The following is a 21,795-nucleotide window of genomic DNA, read 5'->3' as shown; positions in this document are numbered from 1 at the left end:
TGGTGTGGACGCCGCGCGGTGCCCGTCGTGCGGAACCGAAGTGGGGACGCAGGCCAAGTTCTGCAGCGAGTGCGGAACACCGCTGACCCGTGCCGCGGGAGCGGCCGAATACAAGCAGGTGACGGTCCTGTTCGCCGACGTGGTGCGCTCGATGGACATCGCCAGGACGGTCGGCCCCGAGCGGCTGCGCGAGATCATGGCCGAACTCGTCGACGTAGCGGGTTCCCTCGTCCAACGCTACGGCGGAACCGTCGACAAGTTCACCGGCGACGGCATCATGGCCGTCTTCGGTGCACCCCTCGCACTGGAGGATCACGCGGTGCGCGCGTGCCTGGCAGCGCTGGGCATTCAAGCCGAGATGCACGCCGTCGCCGCCGACGTCGGCAAGCGCGACGGTGTCGACCTGCAACTGCGCATCGGCCTCAACTCCGGACAAGTCATCGCCGGTGAAATAGGTTCCGGCGCTTTGGGTTACACCGCAGTCGGGGAGCACGTCGGGTTGGCTCAACGGATGGAGTCGACGGCCCCGCCGGGAGGGGTGATGCTCAGCGCGTCGACAGCGCGCCTGGTGGAGTCGGTGGCGGCACTCGATGCACCGGAGACGGTGCACGTCAAGGGCGGCGGCGAACCAATACCCGCCCGGCGGCTGCTGAGCATCGGCCGCGGGCAGGGCCCGCTGCGATCCGAGACCGCACTGGTCGGGCGGCGCTGGGAGAAGTCGGCCCTCGAGGGGCTGTTGGACAGGGCGATCGACGGTCAGGGCTCCGTCGTCGGCGTATCCGGACCTCCCGGCATCGGCAAGAGCAGGCTCACACGTGAACTCGCGGCGACCGCGGTCAGCCGAGGAGTGCCCGTGTACACGACGGTCTGCGAATCACACACCACCCAGGTGCCCTTCCACGTGGTGGCCCGGCTGCTGCGGGCGGCGACCGGCGTCGAGCACCTGGATGCGTCGTCTGCCCGTGCCCTGATCGAAGCGGGGACCTTCCCCGACGCCGGCCGTGACGACGTAGCCCTTCTCGAGGACATGCTGGGCATCGCCGACCCTGTGGTGGAGCCGCCGCGGATCGACGCCGACAGCCGTCGGCAACGCCTCATCGCGCTCGTGAATTCGGCTGCGCTGGCCACACCGACGCCTGCCCTCTACATCATCGAAGACGCCCACTGGATCGACGAATCCAGCGAGTCCATGCTCGCCGCGTTCCTCACCGTCATCCCCCAGACACCGCTGCTGACGATCATCACGTATCGCCCCGAGTATCGCGGATCGTTGACCCAGGTGCCGGGGACGCAGACCATCGCTCTCGGCCCGTTGAACGACGTGGAAACCGCCGATCTGGTCACTACCCTGCTCGGACCGGATCCGTCCGTGCGTGCGCTCACGCATACCATCGTCCAAAAGGCCGTGGGCACACCGTTTTTCGCCGAGGAGATCATTCGCGACTTCGTGGAACGCGGCGTACTGCACGGGCGCCCGGGGGCGTATGCGTCGACGGCCGAAGCCGCCGACGTCAGTGTGCCCGCCACGCTACAGGCGACGATCGCGGCCCGCATCGACCGACTCGATCCGGCCGCGAAACGCACCCTCAATGCGGCGTCGGTCGTCGGATCACGCTTCGGCACAGAGCTGTTGAAGGCGCTCGACATCGAACCGCGCCCGGCCGAGCTGTTGACGGCTCAGTTGATCGACCAGGTCACGTTCACCGATGAACCGGAATTCGTGTTCCACCACCCACTCATTCGCGCGGTCGCCTACGAAGCCCAGCTCAAGTCCGACCGGGCCGAACTGCACCGCCGCGTGGCCGCTGCCATCGAACGACGGAGCGCGGGCAACCTCGGCGATAACGCGGCCCTCATCGCCGAACACGCCGAAGCCGCAGGCGATCTGCACGCCGCATTCGGTTGGCATATGCGAGCCGCCGAATGGTCGAACAATCGCGACGTATCCGCCGCGTTGCTCAGTTGGGAGCGTGCGTGCCGAGTCGCCGATACCCTGCCCGAGGACGACCCGGACCGCAGCGCGATGCGCATCGCGCCACGCACCTTTCTCTGCGCGAGCGGCTGGCGGATGGCCCGCGAATGCGGCGCGTATTTTGAGGAGTTGCGCGAACTTTGCGAGTTGACGGGAGACAAGGCGTCGCTGGCCGTCGCGATGATGGGCCCGATGTCGGATCATCACTTCCGCGGTGAGACACGGGAATCGTCGCGGTGGGCCTCCGAGCAGATGGCGCTCCTGGAATCGATCGGCGATCCTGGGCTGATCGCGCAGGCCGCCTTCGGAGCCATCGGCATCAAGGTCCAGAACGGCGAGATGGCAGACGGATTGCGATGGGCGGAGACCACCATCGAGTGGGCCGCAGGCGACCTCACCAAGGGCGGCCTCGTGGTGGGCTCGCCCCTCGCGATCGCCACGGCGATGCGCGGGTTGGTCGGGTGGTGGTTCGGCCGTCGAGGATGGCGGCGCGACGTCGATGCCGCCTTCGCTCTGGCCGAGGAAAGCAACGAACCGCTCACCATCGCCCTCACCACCTCGTGGAACCTGGGGCTTGGTGTGGCCTTCGGCGCGGTCGCCTGCGACGGATCGGCGGTCGCGAAGGCCGAAGCGACGTTGTCAACCGCAGAGTCGTTCGCCTACGGGTACGCCGGCGAAATCGCGAGGTACGTCCTCGGTGGTCAGCTGCTGTATCAGGACACCGTGGACAACTGGGACCGCGGGCTTCAGATGGTCACCGAGGTCAGGGACGCCTGGACCAGGAACCGGACGATGCTTGTCGAGGTCACGTTCATGGACGCCCTGCTCGGGGTCGACCGCGCCAACCGGGGCGACTACGACGCGGCGGTCGCCCTCATCCGCGGCGTGGCCGACACAATGTTGGACCGCGGGCAGTACACGTACTGGATTCCGGTTGTCGGCTTTCTCGTCGACACGCTGCTCAAGCGCGGGTGTGACGGCGACGCCGCCGAAGCCGAGGCCGCCATCGACGAGCTCGAGCACGCACCGCTCGACGGAGCGGCCATCTGCGACATCTGGGTCCTGCGCTTGAGAACATTGCTGGCCCGGGCCCGCGGTGACGACGCCGGATACCGCCAACTCAGAGATCGTTATCGGAAGATGGCCGACGACCTCGGTTACGAGGGGCATCAGAAGTGGGCCGCCGCGATGCCCTGATCACGCGGGCACCGACCAGGCGACGGGCAGCCGTTTGATGCCGTGCACGAAAGCCGAATGCTGGACGGCCGGCTCCTCGGCGGCGACGATGTCGGGAATCCGGCGGTAGAGCTCTTCGAACAGCACCCGGATCTCGCGGCGGGCCAGGTTGGCACCCAGGCAGAAGTGGGCACCCCCGGCCCCATACCCGATGTGCGGGTTGGGATCCCGGGACAGATCGAACAACCACGGATTGTCGAATTTGGTCTCGTCCCGGTTGGCCGAGTTGTACCACATCGAGATCTTGTCACCGGCGTGCATCGCGATGCCGCGCATCTCGATGTCCTGAGTCAGGTTGCGCCGCATGAAGATGATGGGCGAGGCCCATCGCACGATCTCTTCGACCGCAGTGGCGGCCAGGCCGTCGAAGTCGGCCCACCATCTGGCTCTCTGCTCCGGGTACCGGGTCAGCGCCACGAGACCGTGACTGATCGCGTTGCGCGTCGTCTCGTTCCCCGCCGCGGACAGCAGGATGAAGAACGAGGCGATCTCATCGGATGTCAGTCGTTCGCCGTCGACCTCCGCCTGTACCAGGTTCGTGGTGAGGTCCTCGGCGGGGCGGGCACGCCGCTCCTCGGCCAAGTGCACGCCGTAATGGCCCAATTCCGTTACCGCGCTGATGATCTCTTCGAATCCGCCGGCGACCACCTCGTCGTCGCCGGCACCGAGGGTGACCGACGTCAGGTAGAAGATTCTCGCCTCGTCCTCCTCCGGGATGCCCATCATGTCGCAGATGATCTGCAGCGGCAGCAGGCTTGACACCTCGGCGACGAAGTCGGCCTGGCCGTCCGGATGGTCGGCGGTCAGCTTGGTCACGATCTGCCGTGCCCGCTCACGCACGCTGTCCTCAATGCGCGCCACCACCTTGGGTGTGAACGAACGGTTGACGATCTTGCGAAGCCGGAGGTGACGCGGGTCGTCGAGGCTGATCATCGAACCCACGTACTCGGCGACCTCGGCGGGCACGTCCGTGAGCGCCGTGCTGGTGGGAATGGAGCTGAAGATGTCGGGGTGTCTGCTGGCGTGGTGGATGTCGTCGAACGACGTCAACGCCCAATGTCCGGACCCGGCGGTGAAGCCCGGGAACTCCGGCGCGTCGAAGAAGGCGATCGGCGCTTCGCGACGCAACGTCGCGAAGGCGCCGTCGCGCACGTCGTCGTTGAGCTCCCAGAACTCGAGCGAGCCGAGGTCGATGTCGGCGAGCGGTACGAACGGGGGCGGGGCACCGTTCTCACGCGGTGCGATTCCTGATCTGGCGAACGTCGCAGTCATAATTGACCTCCCCGTCGAGCGAATTGTCCCACCCGGACAAGGCCCGCATCGGATGTTGGGCAGCCATCTGACGATCGGCCGTGCGAACTTCGATAGATTGCCTGGTGACGAAGAAAGGGCAGACATGAACACCGATCAGTTGAAGAAGGCGCAGAGCGGCGCCGGGTTCATCGCAGCGCTCGATCAGAGCGGCGGGAGCACCCCCAAGGCGCTGAAGCTCTACGGGATCGCCGAGGATGCCTACTCCGGCGACGACCAGATGTTCGACCTCGTGCACGAGATGCGCACACGCATCATCACCAGCCCCGCCTTCGACGGCGACCGCATCATGGGCACCATCCTGTTCGAGCAGACGATGGACCGCGAGATCGAGGGCCGCCCGACCGCCGACTACCTGTGGAACGTCAAGAACATCGTGCCGTTCCTCAAGATCGACAAGGGCCTGGCCGAGGAGAAGGACGGCGCGCAGACGATGAAGCCGATGCCCGGCCTCGACGATCTGCTCGACCGCGCCGCCGCGAACGGCGTCTTCGGCACCAAGGAGCGTTCCGTCATCAAGCTGCCCGGCGCCGGCCTGGACGCCGTCGTGGCGCAGCAGTTCGAGGTCGCCGAGCAGGTGCTCGCCAAGGGCCTGGTGCCGATCATCGAACCCGAGGTCGACATCAAGAGCCCGAAGAAGGCCGAGGCCGAGGAGCAGCTCAAGGCGGCGCTGCTCGAAGGTGCGGGCAAGCTGGGCGACAAGAAGGTCATGCTCAAGCTGACACTGCCCGACGTCGACAACCTGTACAAGGATCTGGTCGAGCATCCGAACGTACTGCGGGTCGTGGCACTGTCCGGTGGCTACAGCCGCGACGAGGCGAACGAGAAGCTGGCGCGCAACATCGGTGTCATCGCGAGCTTCTCGCGCGCGCTGACAGAGGGGCTGACCGCCCAGCAGAGCGACGAGGAATTCAACTCCACGCTCGACCAGGCGATCGCGAGCATCGCCAAAGCGTCGAGCACCTGATCTCGCTGCGGGGCTACGCGTCGGCGCTCGTCGCCGGCGCGTTCCCCGCGCTCGCGTTTCCGGCACCTGCCCTGTGGTATCTGGCCTGGCTCGGGCTGGCACCGCTTCTGCTCGTGCTCCGGGCGGCACCGACGTCCGGACAGTCCGCCGCGCGAGCCTGGCTGGGGATGGCCGCGTTCGTCGGCGTCACCCAGTATTGGCTCTGGCCGAGCACCGGTCCCCCATTGGTCGTGCTCGCGGCCGCACTCGGTGCGTTGTGGCTGCCCTTCGGGTGGGCGGCGCACCGCCTGTTGGCCGGCCATGTCACCCCCGCTCGGGCGTTCGGCGCCGTGGTGGTGCTCCCCAGTCTGTGGGTGCTGGCAGAAGCGGTCCGATCATGGGACCGGCTCGGCGGGCCGTGGGCGGTCCTCGGCGCATCGCAGTGGAATCAGCCCGCCACATTGGCGCCCGCCACCCTGGGCGGCGTGTGGCTGGTCAGCTTCCTCGTGGTGGCGGTCAACACCGCAATGGTCGCCGCCCTCGTGCGGCGTTCGGCGGCACCGGCCGTGCTCGCGGCACTTCTTCTCGCGATGGGTCCCGCCTGGTTCTGGTGGGGTCCGGCACCAACGCCCGGGCCCACGGTCCGCGTGGCCCTCGTCCAACCGGGCGACATCGCCGAGTCCTCGGCGCGACAGACCGCCAGCGAGGCGCTGACCGAACAGCTGGCCGGGCAGCGACTCGACCTGGTGGTGTGGGGCGAAAGCAGTGTGGGCGTGGATTTGGCGGGCCACCCCGACGTCACCGCACGGCTTGCCGCCCTGTCGCGGCGTGTCGGTGCGCAGCTTCTGGTCAACGTCGACGCCCGGGCGGCATCGGGTGATATCTACAAGTCGTCGGTGCTGATCGGACCAGACGGGACGCAGGGCTCGTATGCCAAGACGCGTCTGGTGCCGTTCGGCGAGTACGTGCCGTTGCGGTCCCTGATCGGATGGGCCACGTCGAACACCCAGGCCGCGGGCGAGGATCGGCGTCGCGGGGACGGACCGGTCGTCCTGCACACCGACGCCGTCGCGATCGGACCGCTGATCAGCTTCGAGACGATGTTCTCCGACCTCGCGCGGGAAGCCGCCCGGCGGGGAGCCGAGCTACTCGTCTACCAGAGCTCGACGTCGTCGTACCAAGGCAGTTGGGCGCAGCCGCAGTTGGCGGCGATGCCCGCGGTACACGCGGCCGAAACGGGCCGCCCCGCGGTTCACGCCGGGTTGTCCGGGGTCAGTTCGGCGTTTGATGCTCGCGGCCACCGGCTGGCGTGGCAGCCCGCCGCCGAGCGCGGGGTCACCGTCGTCGACGTCCCGCTGGGCGCGCGGACGACCCTGTATCAGCGGTGGGGTGACTGGACGATCGCGGCGGCGCTGGTGGTGATTACGGCGTGGTGTGCACGATCAACACGTCGGTCTTGGACCGGCGTGCGACGTTGGCGGGAACAGAACCGAGCAACCGGCCGGCGATGGTGGACAGGCCGACGTTACCGACGACCAGCAGATCCGCCTTGACCTCTTCCGCGAGCTCCACCAGCGCATCGACGGGAGCGCCGACGATGGCCTTCTCCTCGACGTTCGTGGCCCCCGCCTGGTGGGCGCGTTCCTTCGCCTCGCGCAGGATCGCGTAGATCGGCGCGTTGCCGGCCATCTTGTAGCCCTCGTCCTTGAGCACATCGGCCGCTCGCTGATCTTCGTTCTGGGGGAAGTACGCCGTTGCGATGACCAGCTTGGCGTCACCGGCGATCTGACCAGCTTTCTCGACCGCGCGCAGCGACGAGTCCGATCCGTCCGTGCCAACCAAGACGGTCTGATAGGCGCTCATCCACATCCTCCCGATTTCAGTTCCGTTGCCATCCGGAACAGTAGCCGCTCGAGTGGCAGTTTCCTGCGATTTCGTCCTACTTCGCACCCAACGTCACCCTGGGCCGCCCCAGGTGACGCCGCCTACACCCGGTCATCACGATGACTTCCCCATCCATTCGGCGAGCGCGGTACAAGCGCACACGCTAGCGTTTTGCCGTTCGCGGGAAGGGTGGGTAGCAGCGCGTGGATCTGTCGCTGGTACAGCAACGCCTCGCGCGCCTCGACCCGTCGGGATCCCTTCGCGCCGGCCGGTTCGACGCTGCGCTGACGGCGATGTTCGCGATCGCGGTGTCGGCGGCGGGCGCGGCCCGACCGTCGCTGTGGTTCGACGAGGCGGCCACGATCTCGGCATCGACGCGGTCGATCCCCCAGCTGTGGGGCCTGCTGCACAACATCGACGCGGTGCACGGCCCGTACTACCTGCTGATGCACGGGTGGTTCGCGGTGTTCCCGGCCACCGAGTTCTACTCCCGGCTGTCGAGCTGCCTGGCCGTCGGGCTGGCCGCCGGCGGCGTCGTCGTCCTCGCGCGACGCTTCGCTTCCCGGACGACGGCCGTCTGCGCGGGCGTCGTGTTCGCGATCCTGCCCCGTATCACGTGGGCGGGCATCGAGGCGCGCTCCTATGCGCTGACGGCGGCGGCGGCCGTCTGGCTGACCGTGTTGTTGGTAGTCGCGGTCCGCCGCAATTTCCGATGGCTGTGGGGCTGCTACGGGCTGGCGCTGGTGGGCGCGTCGTTGCTGAACGTCTTCGTCGTGCTGATGGTGCTCGTGCACGCGGTGACGCTGGCCGCGGTGACGGCTCGGCGAGCGGTCGTGCGCCGCTGGATCGTGACGGCCGCGGTGGCGATCGCGCTGGTGGCGCCGTTTCTGGTGTTCAGCAGGAGCCAGATAGCGCAGGTCCGGTGGATCTCGCCTCCGGGCTGGCACACGGTCGCCGAAGTGCTGCAGGAACAGTACTTCGACCACAGCGTGGCGTTCGCGGTCTCGGCGGGGCTGGTGCTGGCCCTGCTGGCGATGCGGCAGTTCCGGCCGACGGACGCCGGTGTCCGGTCGCTGGTGGCGATGAGCGCGGCGTGGATCGTGCTCCCGACGGCCGTGCTGCTGCTCTACTCGGTGTGGTCAGAAGCCGTCTACTACCCGCGCTATCTGACCTGTACCTCGCCGGCGATGGCGTTGCTGTTGGCTGTCGGCCTCACCGCCATCGCCAGGTCGCGCGAGGCCGTCGTGGTGATGCTGACCGCTCTCGCGGTGGCGGCGACCCCGAACTATCTGCTCGAACAACGGGGTCCGTACGCCAAGGAGGGAATGGACTTCAGCCAGGTGGCGGACGTCCTCACGACACACGCCTCCCCCGGCGACTGCTTGGTGCTCGACAACACCACCAACTGGGCGCCCGGGCCGATTCGCCCCTTGACCGCCGCGCGGCCCGAGGCGTATGCGGGCCTGGTCGACCCCGGGCGCGGCCGCCGCGCAGCGGACCGAAACCGCTTGTGGGACAGCCATCTTGGCATCTGGGGTGTGGCCGATCGGCTTCGGCCCTGCACGGTACTGTGGACGGTTTCACAACGCGACGCCACCGTCCCGGATCGAGAAAGCGGGCCCGCGCTGGATCCGGGACCACGTCTGCGCCGCGCGCCCGCCTACCGGGTACCGCACGCGATGGGCTTCCGGCTCGTCGAGCGCTGGCAGTTCAGTTTCGCGCAGGTGGTCAAGTCGACGCGGTAGCGCGTGACCGCACCGGAACCGGGTACCCGATTCCCATGCCCACAAGGCCAGCCCACACCGCTGCGGAGTTCGTGCCCGACACCCGCGATCTCGATGCTCTGGCCGACGCCGCGCACGGTTGCAAGGGCTGCGATCTGTACCTCGATGCGACGCAGGTGGTGTTCGGCGGCGGTTCCTCCAGCGCGGACATGATGCTGGTCGGCGAACAGCCCGGCGATCAGGAGGACAAGGCGGGAGAGCCGTTTGTCGGACCCGCAGGCAAACTGCTGGACAAGGCGCTGGCGCAGGCCGGTATCGACCGCGAGCGGGTGTATGTGACCAATGCGGTCAAGCACTTCAAGTTCACGCTGCCCGAGCGCGGTAAACGACGGATCCACAAGACCCCGGGCCGCACGGAAGTGGTGGCTTGCCGGCCGTGGCTGCTGGCCGAGCTGGACGCCGTCAGACCCGAGGTGCTGGTGCTGATGGGAGCGACCGCCGCACAGTCGTTGATGGGCAGCAAGTTTCGGCTCACCGCGCACCGCGGCGAAGCACTGCAACTGCCCGAGACCGACGAGCTCGACGTCGCACCGGAAGTCGCCGTTACCGTGCATCCGTCGTCGGTGCTACGCGGCCCGCCGGAGGATCGGGAGAAGGCGTTCGAGGCGCTGGTGTCCGATCTGCGGTTCGCCGACGGCCTGCGCGCGCACCGCTAGCAGTCGACCACCGGCGTGGCTTGCCTCGAAGCAGCGAAGTGTTGCCCATACGCGGCGATGATGCGCTGAAAAGCACTGTCGCGCAGTTCGGTTGGAATGCGTTGATTTGCTCAACAACGGCCCATACGAGCGAGTGACGGGATTCGAACCCGTGTAAACGGCTTTGCAGGCCGGTGCCTAGCCACTCAGCCACACCCGCATTGACAGTGAGTGTCCCAGCGCGGTCAGTCACCGCCCAGCGTTGAAATCGCCGTGATCGTTAAGCGGTTCACCATCACGGTTGGCTGGGCTGTCGTCCGCTCCGCGTCGACGCGACCAGGCCCATCGCGGCGAGCGCGGCGAATGCCGCCAGCAGCCACCGCGCCGGTGTGGCATCACCGCTGTCGGTCATGTTCACGAGAACTCCGGCCAGCCCCGCGCCGAAGGCGCCGGAAATCAGCTGCACGGTGTTGATCGCGGCAGCCGCGGTCGGCCCCTCCGACGGGTCCTCCACACGGCTCATCGCCCATGCCGACAGATGCGGCCAGGCGATCCCCACCCCGGCGCCGGTCACGATCAACGCCGCGGCCCAGACGGCCACCACGGCCGCCGGTGCGTCGTCCCGCATGGTCACCGCCGCAAGCGCGAGGCCCACGGCCATCACCGCGGGCGCGACAGCGACCGTGCGCTTGATCGCTCGCGGGTTGCTCATCGAGGCGCTGCCGATCTCCCCGACCGTCCAACCGAGCGCCAGACCCGCACCGAGAAATCCCGCAGCGACCGGTGTGAGATCGGCCAACCGCTGCCCGAACAGCGGAACATACATGTCCGCCATCGTCGCGGCCATCAACACAGCGAGGGTCAGGTAGATCCACTTCAGCGGTCCGCGCGCAAAAGTGCTGGGCGGCAACACCTCAGCGGGTAGCCGCCGGTCGACGACCAGGAACACGGCCACCAAAAGGGCCCCGAAGCCGAGCAGCACGATCGTGGGCCACACATCGCGCGGGATACCGGCTGCGCTGACGGCCAACGCGGCAACACCCAACAACAGCAGCGACCACACGGGTATCGGCGTTCGCGGCGCTTCGAAGTCGGCGCGAGTGCGCCGGGGCAACGCCAGCGGGACCAGCACCGCGATGGCTGCAGTCAAGATCGCCAGCGCAGCGAACGCCCAACGCCACGAACCATATTGGGAGAACAGACCCCCGGCGGCGGGGCCGAGCAGCGTCCCGACGCCCCACATCGCCGACACCAACGCCGACGCCTTGGTCCACAACCGCTCGGGCAACGCCGTGTTGATCACCGCATAGCCCAACCCGGCCAGCAACCCGCCCGCCAGTCCCTGCACCGTGCGGCCGACAAGCAGGGTTTCCATCGTGGGCGCCGCCCCACATGCGAGGCTGCCCAGACCGAATACGGACAGCGCCGCCAGATACGACACCCGCGGTCCGAAGCGCATCAACGTCGAATGCACGGTGGTCGCCGCGATCACCGAGGCGACCAGATACACCGTCGTCACCCATGCATACAGTCGGTAACCGCCGATATCCGCCACCGCGCTGGGCATCAGGCTGATGGTGAGGAACTCGTTGGTGGCGTACAGCGCGACCCCGCCGGCCAGGACGGTGCTGGCGCCGAGGTACTTCGGTCCCAACAGGTCGCGCCAGCGTCCTGTACTGGTCGTCGGCGCGGTGTCGGTCACGCCGGACACGCTACGAGCTCAACCTTCGTTCAGGTCAAGCGGTGACCTCAACCGGCCGGGGTGATGAGCCCGTAGTGGCCGTCGTAACGGTGGTAGAGCACGGCTGCACGACCTTGGGCGGCGTCGATGAAGAACATGAACGGCAGCCCCAGCAGACCCATCCGCTCGGCGGCCTGCTCGACGGTGTGGATCGGCGGCGGGTGGGGGCTGATCGTCAGCGGCAGTTCGAACGGCGCCAGCTCGCCTTCCGAAGCCGGTTCGACCTGAGCCAACCGGTATTCGGACGGTCCGCTCTTGTAGAGCACGCTCGCCATCCCGGTGCGCTGCTCGGTGAACAGGTGAAAGTCGTAGTCGAGCAGGTCCATCTCGATGGCGGCCTCGTCCACCGTGCACGGCGCGAGGGTGAACGACTTGCGCCGCACGATCTGGCGCTCCTCGGGTGGGAGCGGAAGGCGGCTGGGCTGCTGAGCGGGTCCGGCGTCGGGCTCGTGCGAAACCCGTGTAGTTCGACCGTCGCGGCGAGCCTGCCAGTGGTCGGCGGCCCGGCGCAGTTGGCGTCCCAGGCGTTCACCCAGGCGGTCGATCGCGTCTCGCGCCGTGTCACCTGAGGCCTGAGCACGCACCAACCGGCCGTCGAGGTCGAGGTTCGCCTGCGCAATGACCGGCCGTTCCAGTTCCGGGTCACCGTGGCGCGTCAGCTTCACATGGGCATGTGCCAACGGTCGGTGTGCGAACCGGCTGACGTCTTCGATCTTGCCCCGCGCGTATTCGGCCGCGCCGGGAAGATCACCGCGTGTCGTCACATCGACGTGGACTGACGATTCGATATCGGCTCTGTCACTCATACTTTCGTTTGTACGCGAGGCGACAGGGCAAGGACCAGGGCCGAAGGTCCCGGACGGTGTTGTCGGCTATTTCAGACCGGCCGCGTCCATGCCGCGCAGTTCCTTCTTGAGGTCGTGGATCTCGTCGCGGATGCGTGCGGCCAGCTCGAACTGCAAATCCCGCGCCGCGGCCATCATCTGCTCGGTCAGGTCCCTGATGAGGTCGGCCAACTCGGCGCGCGGCATGTTGGAGGTGTCGCGCCCTTCGATGATGCCGGCGCTGACCGCCCGCCCAGGTTCGCCCTGCGCCCGGCGGCCCCGCGACGCGTTGCGCCCGGAACCACCCACCTCGACATCGTCGGCTTCGCGATACACCTGGTCGAGAATGTCGGCGATCTTCTTACGCAACGGCTTTGGATCGATGCCGTGGGCCTCGTTGTAGGCGATCTGCTTGGCGCGCCGGCGTTCGGTCTCGTCGATGGCTTCCCGCATCGACTCGGTGATGTTGTCTGCGTACATGTGCACCTCGCCCGACACGTTGCGCGCGGCGCGGCCGATCGTCTGGATCAGGCTGCGAGTCGACCGGAGGAACCCCTCCTTGTCCGCGTCGAGAATCGCCACCAGCGACACCTCCGGCAGGTCGAGACCCTCGCGGAGCAGGTTGATGCCGACCAGCACGTCGTAGTCGCCGAGACGCAGTTGGCGCAGCAGTTCCACCCGACGCAAAGTGTCCACCTCGGAGTGCAGGTAGCGCACACGGATCCCCATCTCGAGCAGGTAGTCGGTGAGGTCCTCGGCCATCTTCTTGGTCAACGTGGTCACGAGCACCCGCTCGTCGCGCTCGGTGCGCGTGCGGATCTCGCCGATCAGATCGTCGATCTGGCCCTTCGTCGGTTTCACGACCACCTTCGGATCCACCAAACCCGTTGGGCGGATGACCTGTTCGACGAATTCACCGCCGGACTGGCTGAGCTCGTACGGCCCCGGCGTCGCCGACAGATACACGGTCTGGCCGATGCGGTCGGCGAACTCCTCCCAGGTCAGTGGCCGGTTGTCGACGGCCGAGGGCAGTCGGAAACCGAAGTCGACGAGGTTGCGCTTACGCGACATGTCGCCCTCGTACATGCCGCCGATCTGCGGCACCGTCACGTGGGATTCGTCGATGACGAGCAGGAAGTCCTCGGGGAAGTAGTCGAGCAGCGTGGCTGGCGCGGAGCCCGCGGGCCTGGCGTCGATGTGACGCGAATAGTTCTCGATGCCCGAGCAGAAGCCGACCTGGCGCATCATCTCGATGTCGTAGTTGGTGCGCATCCGCAGCCGCTGCGCCTCCAACAGCTTGCCCTGCCCCTCCAGCTCGGCGAGCCGCTCCTCGAGTTCCTGTTCGATGGTCGAGATCGCATGCGCCATCCGCTCCGGGCCCGCGACGTAGTGGGTGGCCGGGAAGATCCGTAGCGAATCGACTTTGCGGACGACGTCTCCGGTCAACGGATGCAGGTAGTACAACTCCTCGATCTCGTCGCCGAAGAACTCGATGCGGACGGCCAACTCCTCGTAGGACGGGATGATCTCGACGGTGTCGCCGCGCACACGGAACGACCCGCGAGTGAACGCCATGTCGTTGCGGGTGTACTGCACGTCGACGAGCAGCCGCAGCAGCGCGTCACGCGGCACCTCGTCACCGATCTTGAGCTCCACGCTGCGGTCCAGGTACGACTGCGGCGTGCCGAGACCGTAGATGCAGGACACCGAGGCGACAACGACCACGTCGCGACGGGACAGCAAACTCGAGGTTGCCGAGTGCCGCAGCCGCTCGACGTCGTCGTTGATCGAGCTGTCCTTCTCGATGTAGGTGTCCGTCTGGGCGATATAGGCCTCGGGCTGGTAGTAGTCGTAGTACGACACGAAATACTCGACGGCGTTGTGCGGCAACATCTCCCGCAACTCGTTCGCCATCTGCGCGGCGAGCGTCTTGTTCGGTTCCATCACCAGCGTCGGCCGCTGGACCCGCTCGATGAGCCACGCCGTCGTCGCCGACTTACCGGTGCCGGTGGCGCCCAGCAGCACCACATCGTGCTCCCCCGCCTTGATCCGGCGCTCCAGTTCGTCGATGGCGGCCGGCTGGTCACCCGCCGGTGAGTAGGGGCTGACCACCTCGAAGCGGTTGCCGGTGCGCACGATCGCATCGACCGGGCGGTACTCCGAGTGCGCGAGCACGGGGTGTTCGGTAGCGAAAGCCATAATCACTCAGGGTAAGCGCGCACTCCGACAAGTTCATTCCCCGGACAGCCCTATCCTGTTCTCATCCACGCTCCCAAACACGAGACGTTCGACCTCGTCGCCCGCACCAACACCGATCCGAAGGGCATCGTGCGCGCCGTCGACGTCTTCACCGTCCAGCCCTGGGGCCTGTACATGGCCCGCCCCACCCCGGGGCGGGCGCAGTTCCACTATCTGGAGTCCTGGCTGCTGCCCTCGCTGCGACTGCGCGCAACCGTGTTCCACTTCAATGCAGGTCACGAGCTCGACCAGGACTACTACCTGGACGTGGGCCAGTACACACCTGGCCCCGACGCCTGGCACGCCGAAGACCACTACCTCGACCTGGTGGTGCGCACCGGCCGGGGTGTCGAACTGCACGACGTCGACGAACTGCTCACCGCGGTACGGCACAACCTGCTGGCACCCGAGACGGGCGAGCAGGCCGTGCAGACCGCGGTGGCCGCCATCGACGGGCTGGCCCGGCACGACTACGACCTCAAACGGTGGCTGGCCGGGCAGGATATGCCACTCACCTGGCGCGACGAGTAGACATGCCCGAACTACCCGACGTCGAGGGCTTCCGCAGGGAGCTGGTGCGTGAGCTGCCCGGGCGTCGTATCCGCCGGGTGGACGTACGCGACGCGGGAGTGCTGCGCAACACCTCCGCACGCGCGCTGGCCCGAAACCTGGTCGACCGCACCTTCGAGGAGCCTCGTCGGCACGGCAAATGGCTGATCCTGCCGACCGACGGCCCCGTGTTGCTGGTGCACAGCGGTATGACGGGCAGGCCGTACCACACGCTGGGCGACGACGACACCAAACACGTCCGGCTGGTCATCGCACTCGACCATGGCGAGTTCCGCTACGCGGACCTGCGCAAGCTGCGTGGTGTGTGGCTCCTTGCCTCCGAGGACGACATCGGCGAAGTGACGGGCAAGCAGGGCCCCGACGCCCTGCACCTCGACCTGCGCTCGTTTCGCGAGCTTCTGCGGGGTCGGCGCGGACGCCTGAAACCGACGCTGATGGATCAGGCCGTGATCGCCGGGCTGGGGAATCTGCTCGTCGACGAGATTCTCTGGCGTACGCGCCTGTCGCCGTCGCTGCCGGTGTCGACCCTGGACGACGACGACGTCAAGCGTCTCCACGAGGCGATGCGGGCGGTACTGCAAACCGCGGTCCGGCACGGGCGGGTTCCCGACCTACCGCGGTGGCTAACCGGCAACAGGGAAGCGCCCGACCCGACCTGTCCCCGCTGCGGCGCCCGACTCGCGCGCGGCCGCATCGCGGGGAGAACCTCGGTGTGGTGCCCGCACTGCCAACCGGCCCCCGGGTAACGAACCCCCTGCATACGGCGATCTTGATTCCGATGGCTACCGCTACGAATTTGTCTGCCCAGGTACGGCCGGTATTCTCTCGTCGCATGTCCCCCACAGCCCGCATCCGGACCGCAGGCGCGGCGGCCGCGGCGATGCTCGTGGGCTCGGTCCTGTTCCCGGGTGGCGCCGCGGCCCAGCCGAGCGCCGAGACCGAGGCGCAGCCTGCGCCGCCGGCGCCCGAAGTTCTGCACAACGTCATCTACCGAGCCCGCGCGGACGGCACCTCCCGCGGCGCGGTGGTGGCGTACAAGATGGACGACCACAACGTGAACAGCGCGCAGCCCACTCTGCTACCCGGCCAGACATTCGAGGTCAACGCGGTGCTCGCCGATCCCCAACTGGCCGGGATGGAGATCTCCATCGAATGGCCCTACGGCTCCAACCTGCACTGCGAGATCCTGGTCGACGACCAGATCGTGGCCAAGGCCGACCAGTTCATCGCGCCGCGACTGCTCCGACCCAAGGACGACCCGATGTACGGGGTGCTGCAATGCGGGGCGCCGCTGAACATCCCGGTCGACGGGGGCACCACCCCGACACCCGACGTCGGCACGCCGCCGCCACCCGAGGCCTAGTGCCTCACGGCCGCCACCCGGTGCTGTCGGCCCACTCCCAGGCCCGCCGGTACGCGTCGAGGAACCAGGGTTCCTTCGCCTCGGCATAGGCACCCGTTGAAACGTGCCCGTGCCCGGCGACCCGCCGCTTCAACGAGAGGTAGTCGGCCCGGACGCCGGGGTTCGCGCGCATCCAGTCCACGAACAGCAACGCGAACTGTTGGCCCGGCCACCCATCCACCCGGATGTGGACATTGGTCGGCCGCCCGGGATCGGCAGAGCTGTGAAGACGCTTGTGCCACAACGCCTCATCGTTCGACTGGTCGAACTCGGCGATGGTGCTGCGGGCGTCGGGCTTAGCGACGTCCGCGGTGACGGGCCCGCGCACATACCCCGCGGCGGTCAGCGCTTCGTCGAGTTCGTCGGCATCCGCGAGCGACGCGACCGTCACCTGGATGTCGATCACGTCCTTGGCGTCCATGTCCGGCACCGCCGTCGACCCGACGTGGTCGACCCGCACGGCGCGATGCCCGCACGCGGTCTTGAGTCGCGCCACGATGCGCCGCGCCTGATCGGCCCATGTGGGGTCGAAGGGCACCAGGACCGGCTGCGAGTCCGCCGGCCGATTCTCGTGCAGGTTGTGCGCGAAGGGCAGGATGCGCTCGTGCCACAGCTCACGGGCCTTCTCGACCAGTTCGCCCGCAGTGCCCGAGTTGTCGAGCCAGACGTCGGCGACGGCGCGGCGCTGCTCCTCGGTGGCTTGTGCGGCGATCCGGGCCCGGGCGTCCTCTTGGGTGAACCCGCGGTACTCGATCAGCCGCTTCACCCGCAACTCCTCATCGGCGTGGACGATGACCACCAACGGAAACATCGGCGCCATACCGGATTCGACGAGCAGCGGGATGTCCTCGATGATGACGGCGTCGTCGGCCGCGGCCGCGATGAGCTCGGAGCGGCGGTGGGCCACCAGCGGGTGCACGATCCCGTTGAGGATCTGCCGCTTCTCCTCGTCGCTGAACGCGATCGCGGCCAGCGCGGGGCGGTTCAATGCGCCGTCATCGTGCAGGATTTCCCTGCCGAAGGCGTCGACGAGCTTGGCCAACCCCTCCGTCCCCGGTTCGACGACCTCCCGGGCTATCACGTCGCCGTCGACGACGATGCCTCCCAGCTCACTGAACGTCGAAGACACCGTCGATTTTCCGGCGCCGATACCGCCGGACAGCCCAATGCGCAGCACGGCCCCAGTCTGTCAGGGCCGCTCGACGACGAAGGCCCCGGCTCGGTGAGCCGGGGCCTTCGGTCGTAACGAGTTAGGCGTTGCCTGCGAGCTTCTCACGCAGCGCCGCGAGCTGGGCGTCGCTGGCCAGCGAGCCTCCCGCCGACTGCTCCTCGCCCCGCGAGGTGCCGTTGGCCGCCGGACGGCTGGCCGCCTCGGCCTCGGCAGCGGCGAACTTCTCCATCTGCGCGGTGTGCATCTTGTGCCGGCGCTCGGCCTCGGCGTAGCGCGACTCCCACTCCTCACGCTGCTTCTCGAAACCCTCGAGCCACTCGTTGGTCTCGGAGTCGAAGCCCTCCGGGAAGATGTAGTTGCCCTGCTCGTCGTAGCTGTCGGCCATGCCGTACTTCGACGGATCGAACTCCTCGGTGTAGTCCTCGTTGGCCTGCTTGAGGCTCAGCGAGATGCGGCGACGCTCCAGGTCGATGTCGATGACCTTGACCATCGCGTCGTCGCCGACCTGAACCACCTGGTCCGGGACCTCGACGTGGCGCTCGGAGAGCTCGGAGATATGCACCAGGCCCTCGATGCCCTCCTCGACGCGGACGAACGCGCCGAACGGCACCAGCTTGGTGACCTTGCCCGGCACGATCTGGCCGATCGCGTGGGTGCGGGCGAAGTGACGCCACGGGTCTTCCTGGGTGGCCTTGAGCGACAACGAAACCCGCTCGCGGTCCATGTCGACGTCGAGCACCTCGACGGTGACCTCGTCGCCAACCTGAACCACCTCGGACGGATGGTCGATGTGCTTCCAGGACAGCTCGGAGACGTGCACCAGGCCGTCGACGCCGCCGAGGTCGACGAACGCACCGAAGTTGACGATGCTGCTGACGACGCCCTTGCGGATGGCGCCCTTCTGCAGCTGGTTGAGGAACTCGCTGCGCACCTCGGACTGGGTCTGCTCCAGCCACGCGCGGCGGCTGAGCACCACGTTGTTGCGGTTCTTGTCGAGCTCGATGATCTTGGCCTCGATCTCCTTGCCGATGTACGGCTGCAGATCGCGGACGCGACGCATCTCGACCAGCGACGCGGGCAGGAAGCCGCGCAGGCCGATGTCGAGGATCAGGCCGCCCTTGACGACCTCGATGACGGTGCCCTTGACGGCCTCGTCCTTTTCCTTGAGCTCTTCGATGGTGCCCCAGGCCCGCTCGTACTGAGCGCGCTTCTTGGACAGGATCAGGCGGCCTTCCTTGTCCTCCTTGGTGAGGACCAGGGCTTCGACCTCATCGCCCACGGAAACGACCTCGTTGGGGTCGACGTCGTGCTTGATGGACAGCTCACGGGAAGGGATGACGCCTTCGGTCTTGTAGCCGATGTCGAGCAGGACTTCGTCACGGTCAACCTTGACGATGGTTCCCTCGACGATGTCGCCATCGTTGAAGTATTTGATGGTCTTGTCGATGGCGGCGAGAAAGTCCTCGCTCGAGCCGATGTCGTTGACGGCTACTTGGGGCGAGGTGACGGAGGGACTTGGCATGTGGTGGGTTGCTCCGGACAGGTTCAATCGTAGGGACTTAGGACATTCGAGTTAAGGGTGTTACCCGCCGCAGAAGATGACGAAAACCACAGACAGGTACCCGTAGAGGTTACTCGACTGGGCACATGCTGGACAAACTCGGTCCCCACCGGCCGCTAGTCTGCTCTGGTGTCACATCCCGGCGCCCCGCACCACCCCTGGCTGCACGCACCGCCGTTTCAACGCAAGGTCCGCAAAGTCGGGGCGCCGCTGGCGGTGCTCATCCTGCTCGCCACCGTGGTGGGGCTGATCATCATCGGGCTGACCGCGCTCAACCCCATCGGAGCCGGGATCGGGCTGGTGCTGTCGAGCCTGGCCATGGTGGTCGTGGTCCTGGCGTATGTGTGGCTCGACCGCTTCGAACCCGAACCGCCGCGGTTGTTGGCCCTCGCCTTCCTGTGGGGCGCCTCGGTCGCGGTCGTGTTGTCGGTGATCCTGGGACTTTTTCTCGAGTCGTTGATCGTGGCGGGTGACTCCGACGGTGTCAGCGCGGTCTCGGTGGTGGTCATCGCGCCCGTCATCGAGGAGGCGGCCAAGGGCGCGTTCCTGCTGGTCATGATGACCGGTCGACGCCGCCGGGAATTGAACTCCCTGACCGACTGCCTGGTCTACGCGGGACTGGTCGGCGCCGGGTTCGCCTGGCTGGAGGACATCCTCTACATCGCCAGCGGTGAATCGCTCGGTGACTCGCTGCTGACCGCCGCGTTACGACTGGTCATGGCCCCGTTCGCGCATTCGCTGTTCACCACGTTCTTCGGTATCGGGGTCTACTTCGCCCTGCACCGCCGCGACGCGTCCGCCAAGGCCCTGGCTCTTGTCCTGGGGTACTTGGCGGCGGTCTTCACCCACGCGCTGTGGAACGGGTCGTCGCTGCTGGGCGTCGGCTGGTACCTCGGGATCTACCTGTACTGGATGATGCCGCTGTTCGCGCTGGCGATCGTTCTCGGCGTGCAGAGTCGCCGCCGCGAGCAGGCGATCGTCGCCAGCAAGCTGCCCGGCATGGTGCACGCCGGTCTGGTCACGCCCACCGAGGCCTCATGGCTGGGCTCGCTGCGGCACCGCAAGTTGGCGCTCGCCCAGGCCGCCCGGCAGGGCGGGCGTCCGGCCCGCAACGCGGTCAAGCGGTTCGCCGGCCAGGTCGTCGAATTGGCGTTCGTGCGCGACCGCATGGACCGTGGGTTCGGCGATCCGCGGGTGCAGGCGATGCTGGTCGAGGAGACCTACGCGCTCTACGCCGCCCGCGCGGCCGCCGGCCCGGCGCTGCAGTCGCTGGGCGGCTACCGCGGTCCCTGACCGGCGACCACGCGGTGCTGGACCAGCTGCCACAGCACCAGGCCGGCTTGTAGCCCCAACGCCACGGAGATCATCGAGATCACCGTCGCCGGGAAGGCGGAGTCTCCGTCGGCGCCGAAGAGTTCGGTCACCCCGATAAGGCCCATCGAGCCCGGCACCAGCAACCAGAAACCGGGCAGAATCATCGTGATTGCCGGCGGTGCGCCGCGACGCCGAGAGATGGCCAGCGCGGCGACCGTGAGCACCAGCCCGCCGCAGAAGCCGCTCGCGTAACTTCCGAACACCATGTCGCCGACGAACTGGGCGGCGAATGCGGTGTACACGATCAACGTCAGCCACGGCAGGAAAGACAGGGGCGGAGCCAGGAAGAGCAGTACGCCGATGGCATAGACCGCAACCCCCACCCACGGCGACCACGGGCCGATCTTGTTGACCACATCGGGACTGAGTTGGCTGCCGTCTGCACCGAGCAGCTGGGTGGCGATGAGAATGCCGAAGGCCAGCTGGGCGATCTGCATGAAACCACTGATCAACCGGCTGGAGCCGGAAATGACATCACGGGCGGTCAATTCGACCACGGCCAGCGTGATGGCGGCACCAGGCAGGAACGTCGCCAGCGGCGGGATCAAGGCACGCAGGCTGACGTGGTCGAGGCCCATCCGCTGCGCGCCGGCGATGCAGATGGCCGACACCGCGAACGCGCTGATGGCCGGGATCAGATGTTGCAGCACGGTGACGCGTCGCCCGGCCGCGCAGAAGGCGCCCACCATGAACCCGAGCACGGTGGCGATCAGCAGGTTCAGCGGCGTCGGCTCCATCACCAACGCGAGACCGGCGCTCTGGACCCCGTACCCGAGCACGGTGACCCAGCCCGGGTACCTGCTGCGCATCGCCAGGATGTCATCGAGTCGGGCTTCGCCGTCCTCGGGAGAGACCCGGCCGTGTCGGGCATCGGAGATCAGCCGGGCCAGCGGGAACGTCTGGTCGAACCGCAGGTCCTGGTCGAGGTTCGCCGCCTCGACCACGGTCCCGCTATCGGTGGACGGGCCCACCACCTGAACGTAATTGGGCAGCGCGATGTATCGGTTGGGCACGCCGTAGGCCGCCGACACCTGAGTCAGCATCTGCCGGATCAGGGTGACCGGGTAGTTGGCGGCACCCATGGCCGCCCCCAACCGAGCGATGAACCGGATTTGTTGGTGCGCAACGGATTCGGTCATCGCAATG

Annotated in this window: 16 protein-coding genes, 1 tRNA gene and 1 pseudogene; 9 read left to right on the top strand and 9 right to left on the bottom strand. The window is 67.4% G+C overall.

Features of this window, described 5'->3' with window-relative positions; translation table 11 throughout:
• Positions 1-4 precede the first annotated feature (4 nt).
• Positions 5-3,169, top strand: coding sequence for an AAA family ATPase (locus AU197_RS24490; RefSeq protein ID WP_064406310.1), 3,165 nt, complete (start codon positions 5-7; stop codon positions 3,167-3,169).
• Here AU197_RS24490 and AU197_RS24485 read toward each other — a convergent pair whose 3' ends face one another.
• Complete coding sequence (locus AU197_RS24485; RefSeq protein ID WP_064406308.1) at positions 3,170-4,480, bottom strand: cytochrome P450; 1,311 nt, start codon at positions 4,478-4,480, stop codon at positions 3,170-3,172. It lies immediately after the preceding gene.
• Positions 4,481-4,604: 124 nt separating this feature from the next.
• Between AU197_RS24485 and AU197_RS24480 the strand changes: the two genes are divergently transcribed.
• Positions 4,605-5,486: a fructose bisphosphate aldolase gene (locus tag AU197_RS24480; protein WP_064406307.1), complete on the top strand. Its 882-nt coding sequence runs from the start codon at positions 4,605-4,607 to the stop codon at positions 5,484-5,486.
• Positions 5,483-6,922: pseudogene (lnt, locus tag AU197_RS24475) on the top strand (apolipoprotein N-acyltransferase); the annotation flags it as partial. The gene AU197_RS24480 and the pseudogene lnt, both read left to right, overlap by 4 nt.
• Here the strand turns inward: lnt and AU197_RS26730 are convergent.
• A complete protein-coding gene (locus AU197_RS26730; protein ID WP_156434548.1) occupies positions 6,888-7,328 on the bottom strand; it encodes a universal stress protein in 441 nt (146 codons plus the stop codon). The pseudogene lnt and the gene AU197_RS26730 overlap by 35 nt on opposite strands.
• A 224-nt stretch (positions 7,329-7,552) precedes the next feature.
• On the opposite strand from AU197_RS26730, the gene AU197_RS24465 reads away from it, so the two are divergent.
• Both AU197_RS24465 and AU197_RS24460 read left to right on the top strand, forming a co-directional pair.
• Positions 7,553-9,094 carry a glycosyltransferase family 39 protein gene (locus AU197_RS24465; protein WP_064406304.1) on the top strand — a complete coding sequence of 514 codons (1,542 nt, stop codon included), beginning with the start codon at positions 7,553-7,555 and terminating at the stop codon, positions 9,092-9,094.
• 35 nt (positions 9,095-9,129) lie between these two features.
• Positions 9,130-9,789, top strand: a complete 660-nt coding sequence (locus tag AU197_RS24460) for a UdgX family uracil-DNA binding protein (protein WP_064406302.1) — start codon at positions 9,130-9,132, stop codon at positions 9,787-9,789.
• Positions 9,790-9,917: 128 nt separating this feature from the next.
• Here AU197_RS24460 and AU197_RS24455 read toward each other — a convergent pair.
• From AU197_RS24455 to uvrB, 4 genes are all read right to left on the bottom strand, one after another.
• A tRNA-Cys gene (locus AU197_RS24455) sits at positions 9,918-9,988 on the bottom strand.
• A gap of 75 nt (positions 9,989-10,063) precedes the next feature.
• Entirely contained in the window at positions 10,064-11,470 is a 1,407-nt protein-coding gene (locus AU197_RS24450) for an MFS transporter (protein ID WP_064406299.1), read from the bottom strand.
• 47 nt (positions 11,471-11,517) lie between these two features.
• On the bottom strand, positions 11,518-12,315 hold the full coding sequence (locus tag AU197_RS24445) for a ribosome hibernation promotion factor (protein WP_064406297.1): 798 nt from the start codon (positions 12,313-12,315) through the stop codon (positions 11,518-11,520).
• Between the two features lie 66 nt (positions 12,316-12,381).
• On the bottom strand, positions 12,382-14,532 hold the full coding sequence (gene uvrB, locus AU197_RS24440) for an excinuclease ABC subunit UvrB (protein WP_064406295.1): 2,151 nt from the start codon (positions 14,530-14,532) through the stop codon (positions 12,382-12,384).
• Between the two features lie 63 nt (positions 14,533-14,595).
• Here uvrB and AU197_RS24435 point away from each other — a divergent pair, with 63 nt between their 5' ends.
• From AU197_RS24435 to AU197_RS24425, 3 genes are all read left to right on the top strand, one after another.
• Positions 14,596-15,102 (top strand): ribonuclease FAU-1 family protein, encoded by a 507-nt coding sequence (locus tag AU197_RS24435; protein WP_082696834.1) that lies wholly within the window; start codon positions 14,596-14,598, stop codon positions 15,100-15,102.
• A 2-nt stretch (positions 15,103-15,104) separates the two neighbouring features.
• The gene (locus AU197_RS24430) at positions 15,105-15,887 is read left to right on the top strand and encodes an Fpg/Nei family DNA glycosylase (RefSeq protein ID WP_064406291.1); all 783 of its coding nucleotides are present in this window, start codon (positions 15,105-15,107) and stop codon (positions 15,885-15,887) included.
• 86 nt (positions 15,888-15,973) lie between these two features.
• Entirely contained in the window at positions 15,974-16,504 is a 531-nt protein-coding gene (locus AU197_RS24425; RefSeq protein ID WP_064406288.1) for a hypothetical protein, read from the top strand.
• 4 nt (positions 16,505-16,508) lie between these two features.
• Here AU197_RS24425 and coaE read toward each other — a convergent pair whose 3' ends face one another.
• On the bottom strand, positions 16,509-17,720 hold the full coding sequence (gene coaE / locus AU197_RS24420) for a dephospho-CoA kinase (protein ID WP_064406286.1): 1,212 nt from the start codon (positions 17,718-17,720) through the stop codon (positions 16,509-16,511).
• 73 nt (positions 17,721-17,793) lie between these two features.
• Positions 17,794-19,236 (bottom strand): 30S ribosomal protein S1, encoded by a 1,443-nt coding sequence (gene rpsA, locus AU197_RS24415; RefSeq protein ID WP_064406284.1) that lies wholly within the window; start codon positions 19,234-19,236, stop codon positions 17,794-17,796.
• A gap of 168 nt (positions 19,237-19,404) precedes the next feature.
• Here rpsA and AU197_RS24410 point away from each other — a divergent pair, with 168 nt between their 5' ends.
• Complete coding sequence (locus AU197_RS24410; protein WP_064406282.1) at positions 19,405-20,568, top strand: PrsW family intramembrane metalloprotease; 1,164 nt, start codon at positions 19,405-19,407, stop codon at positions 20,566-20,568.
• Here the strand turns inward: AU197_RS24410 and AU197_RS24405 are convergent.
• Positions 20,553-21,788, bottom strand: coding sequence for a threonine/serine exporter family protein (locus AU197_RS24405; RefSeq protein WP_064406280.1), 1,236 nt, complete (start codon positions 21,786-21,788; stop codon positions 20,553-20,555). The genes AU197_RS24410 and AU197_RS24405 overlap by 16 nt on opposite strands.
• Between the last annotated feature and the right edge of the window lie 7 nt (positions 21,789-21,795).

This window comes from Mycobacterium sp. IS-1590, from assembly GCF_001500025.1.
Classification (GTDB): domain Bacteria; phylum Actinomycetota; class Actinomycetes; order Mycobacteriales; family Mycobacteriaceae; genus Mycobacterium.
This window is presented reverse-complemented; position numbering and strand designations above follow the sequence as displayed.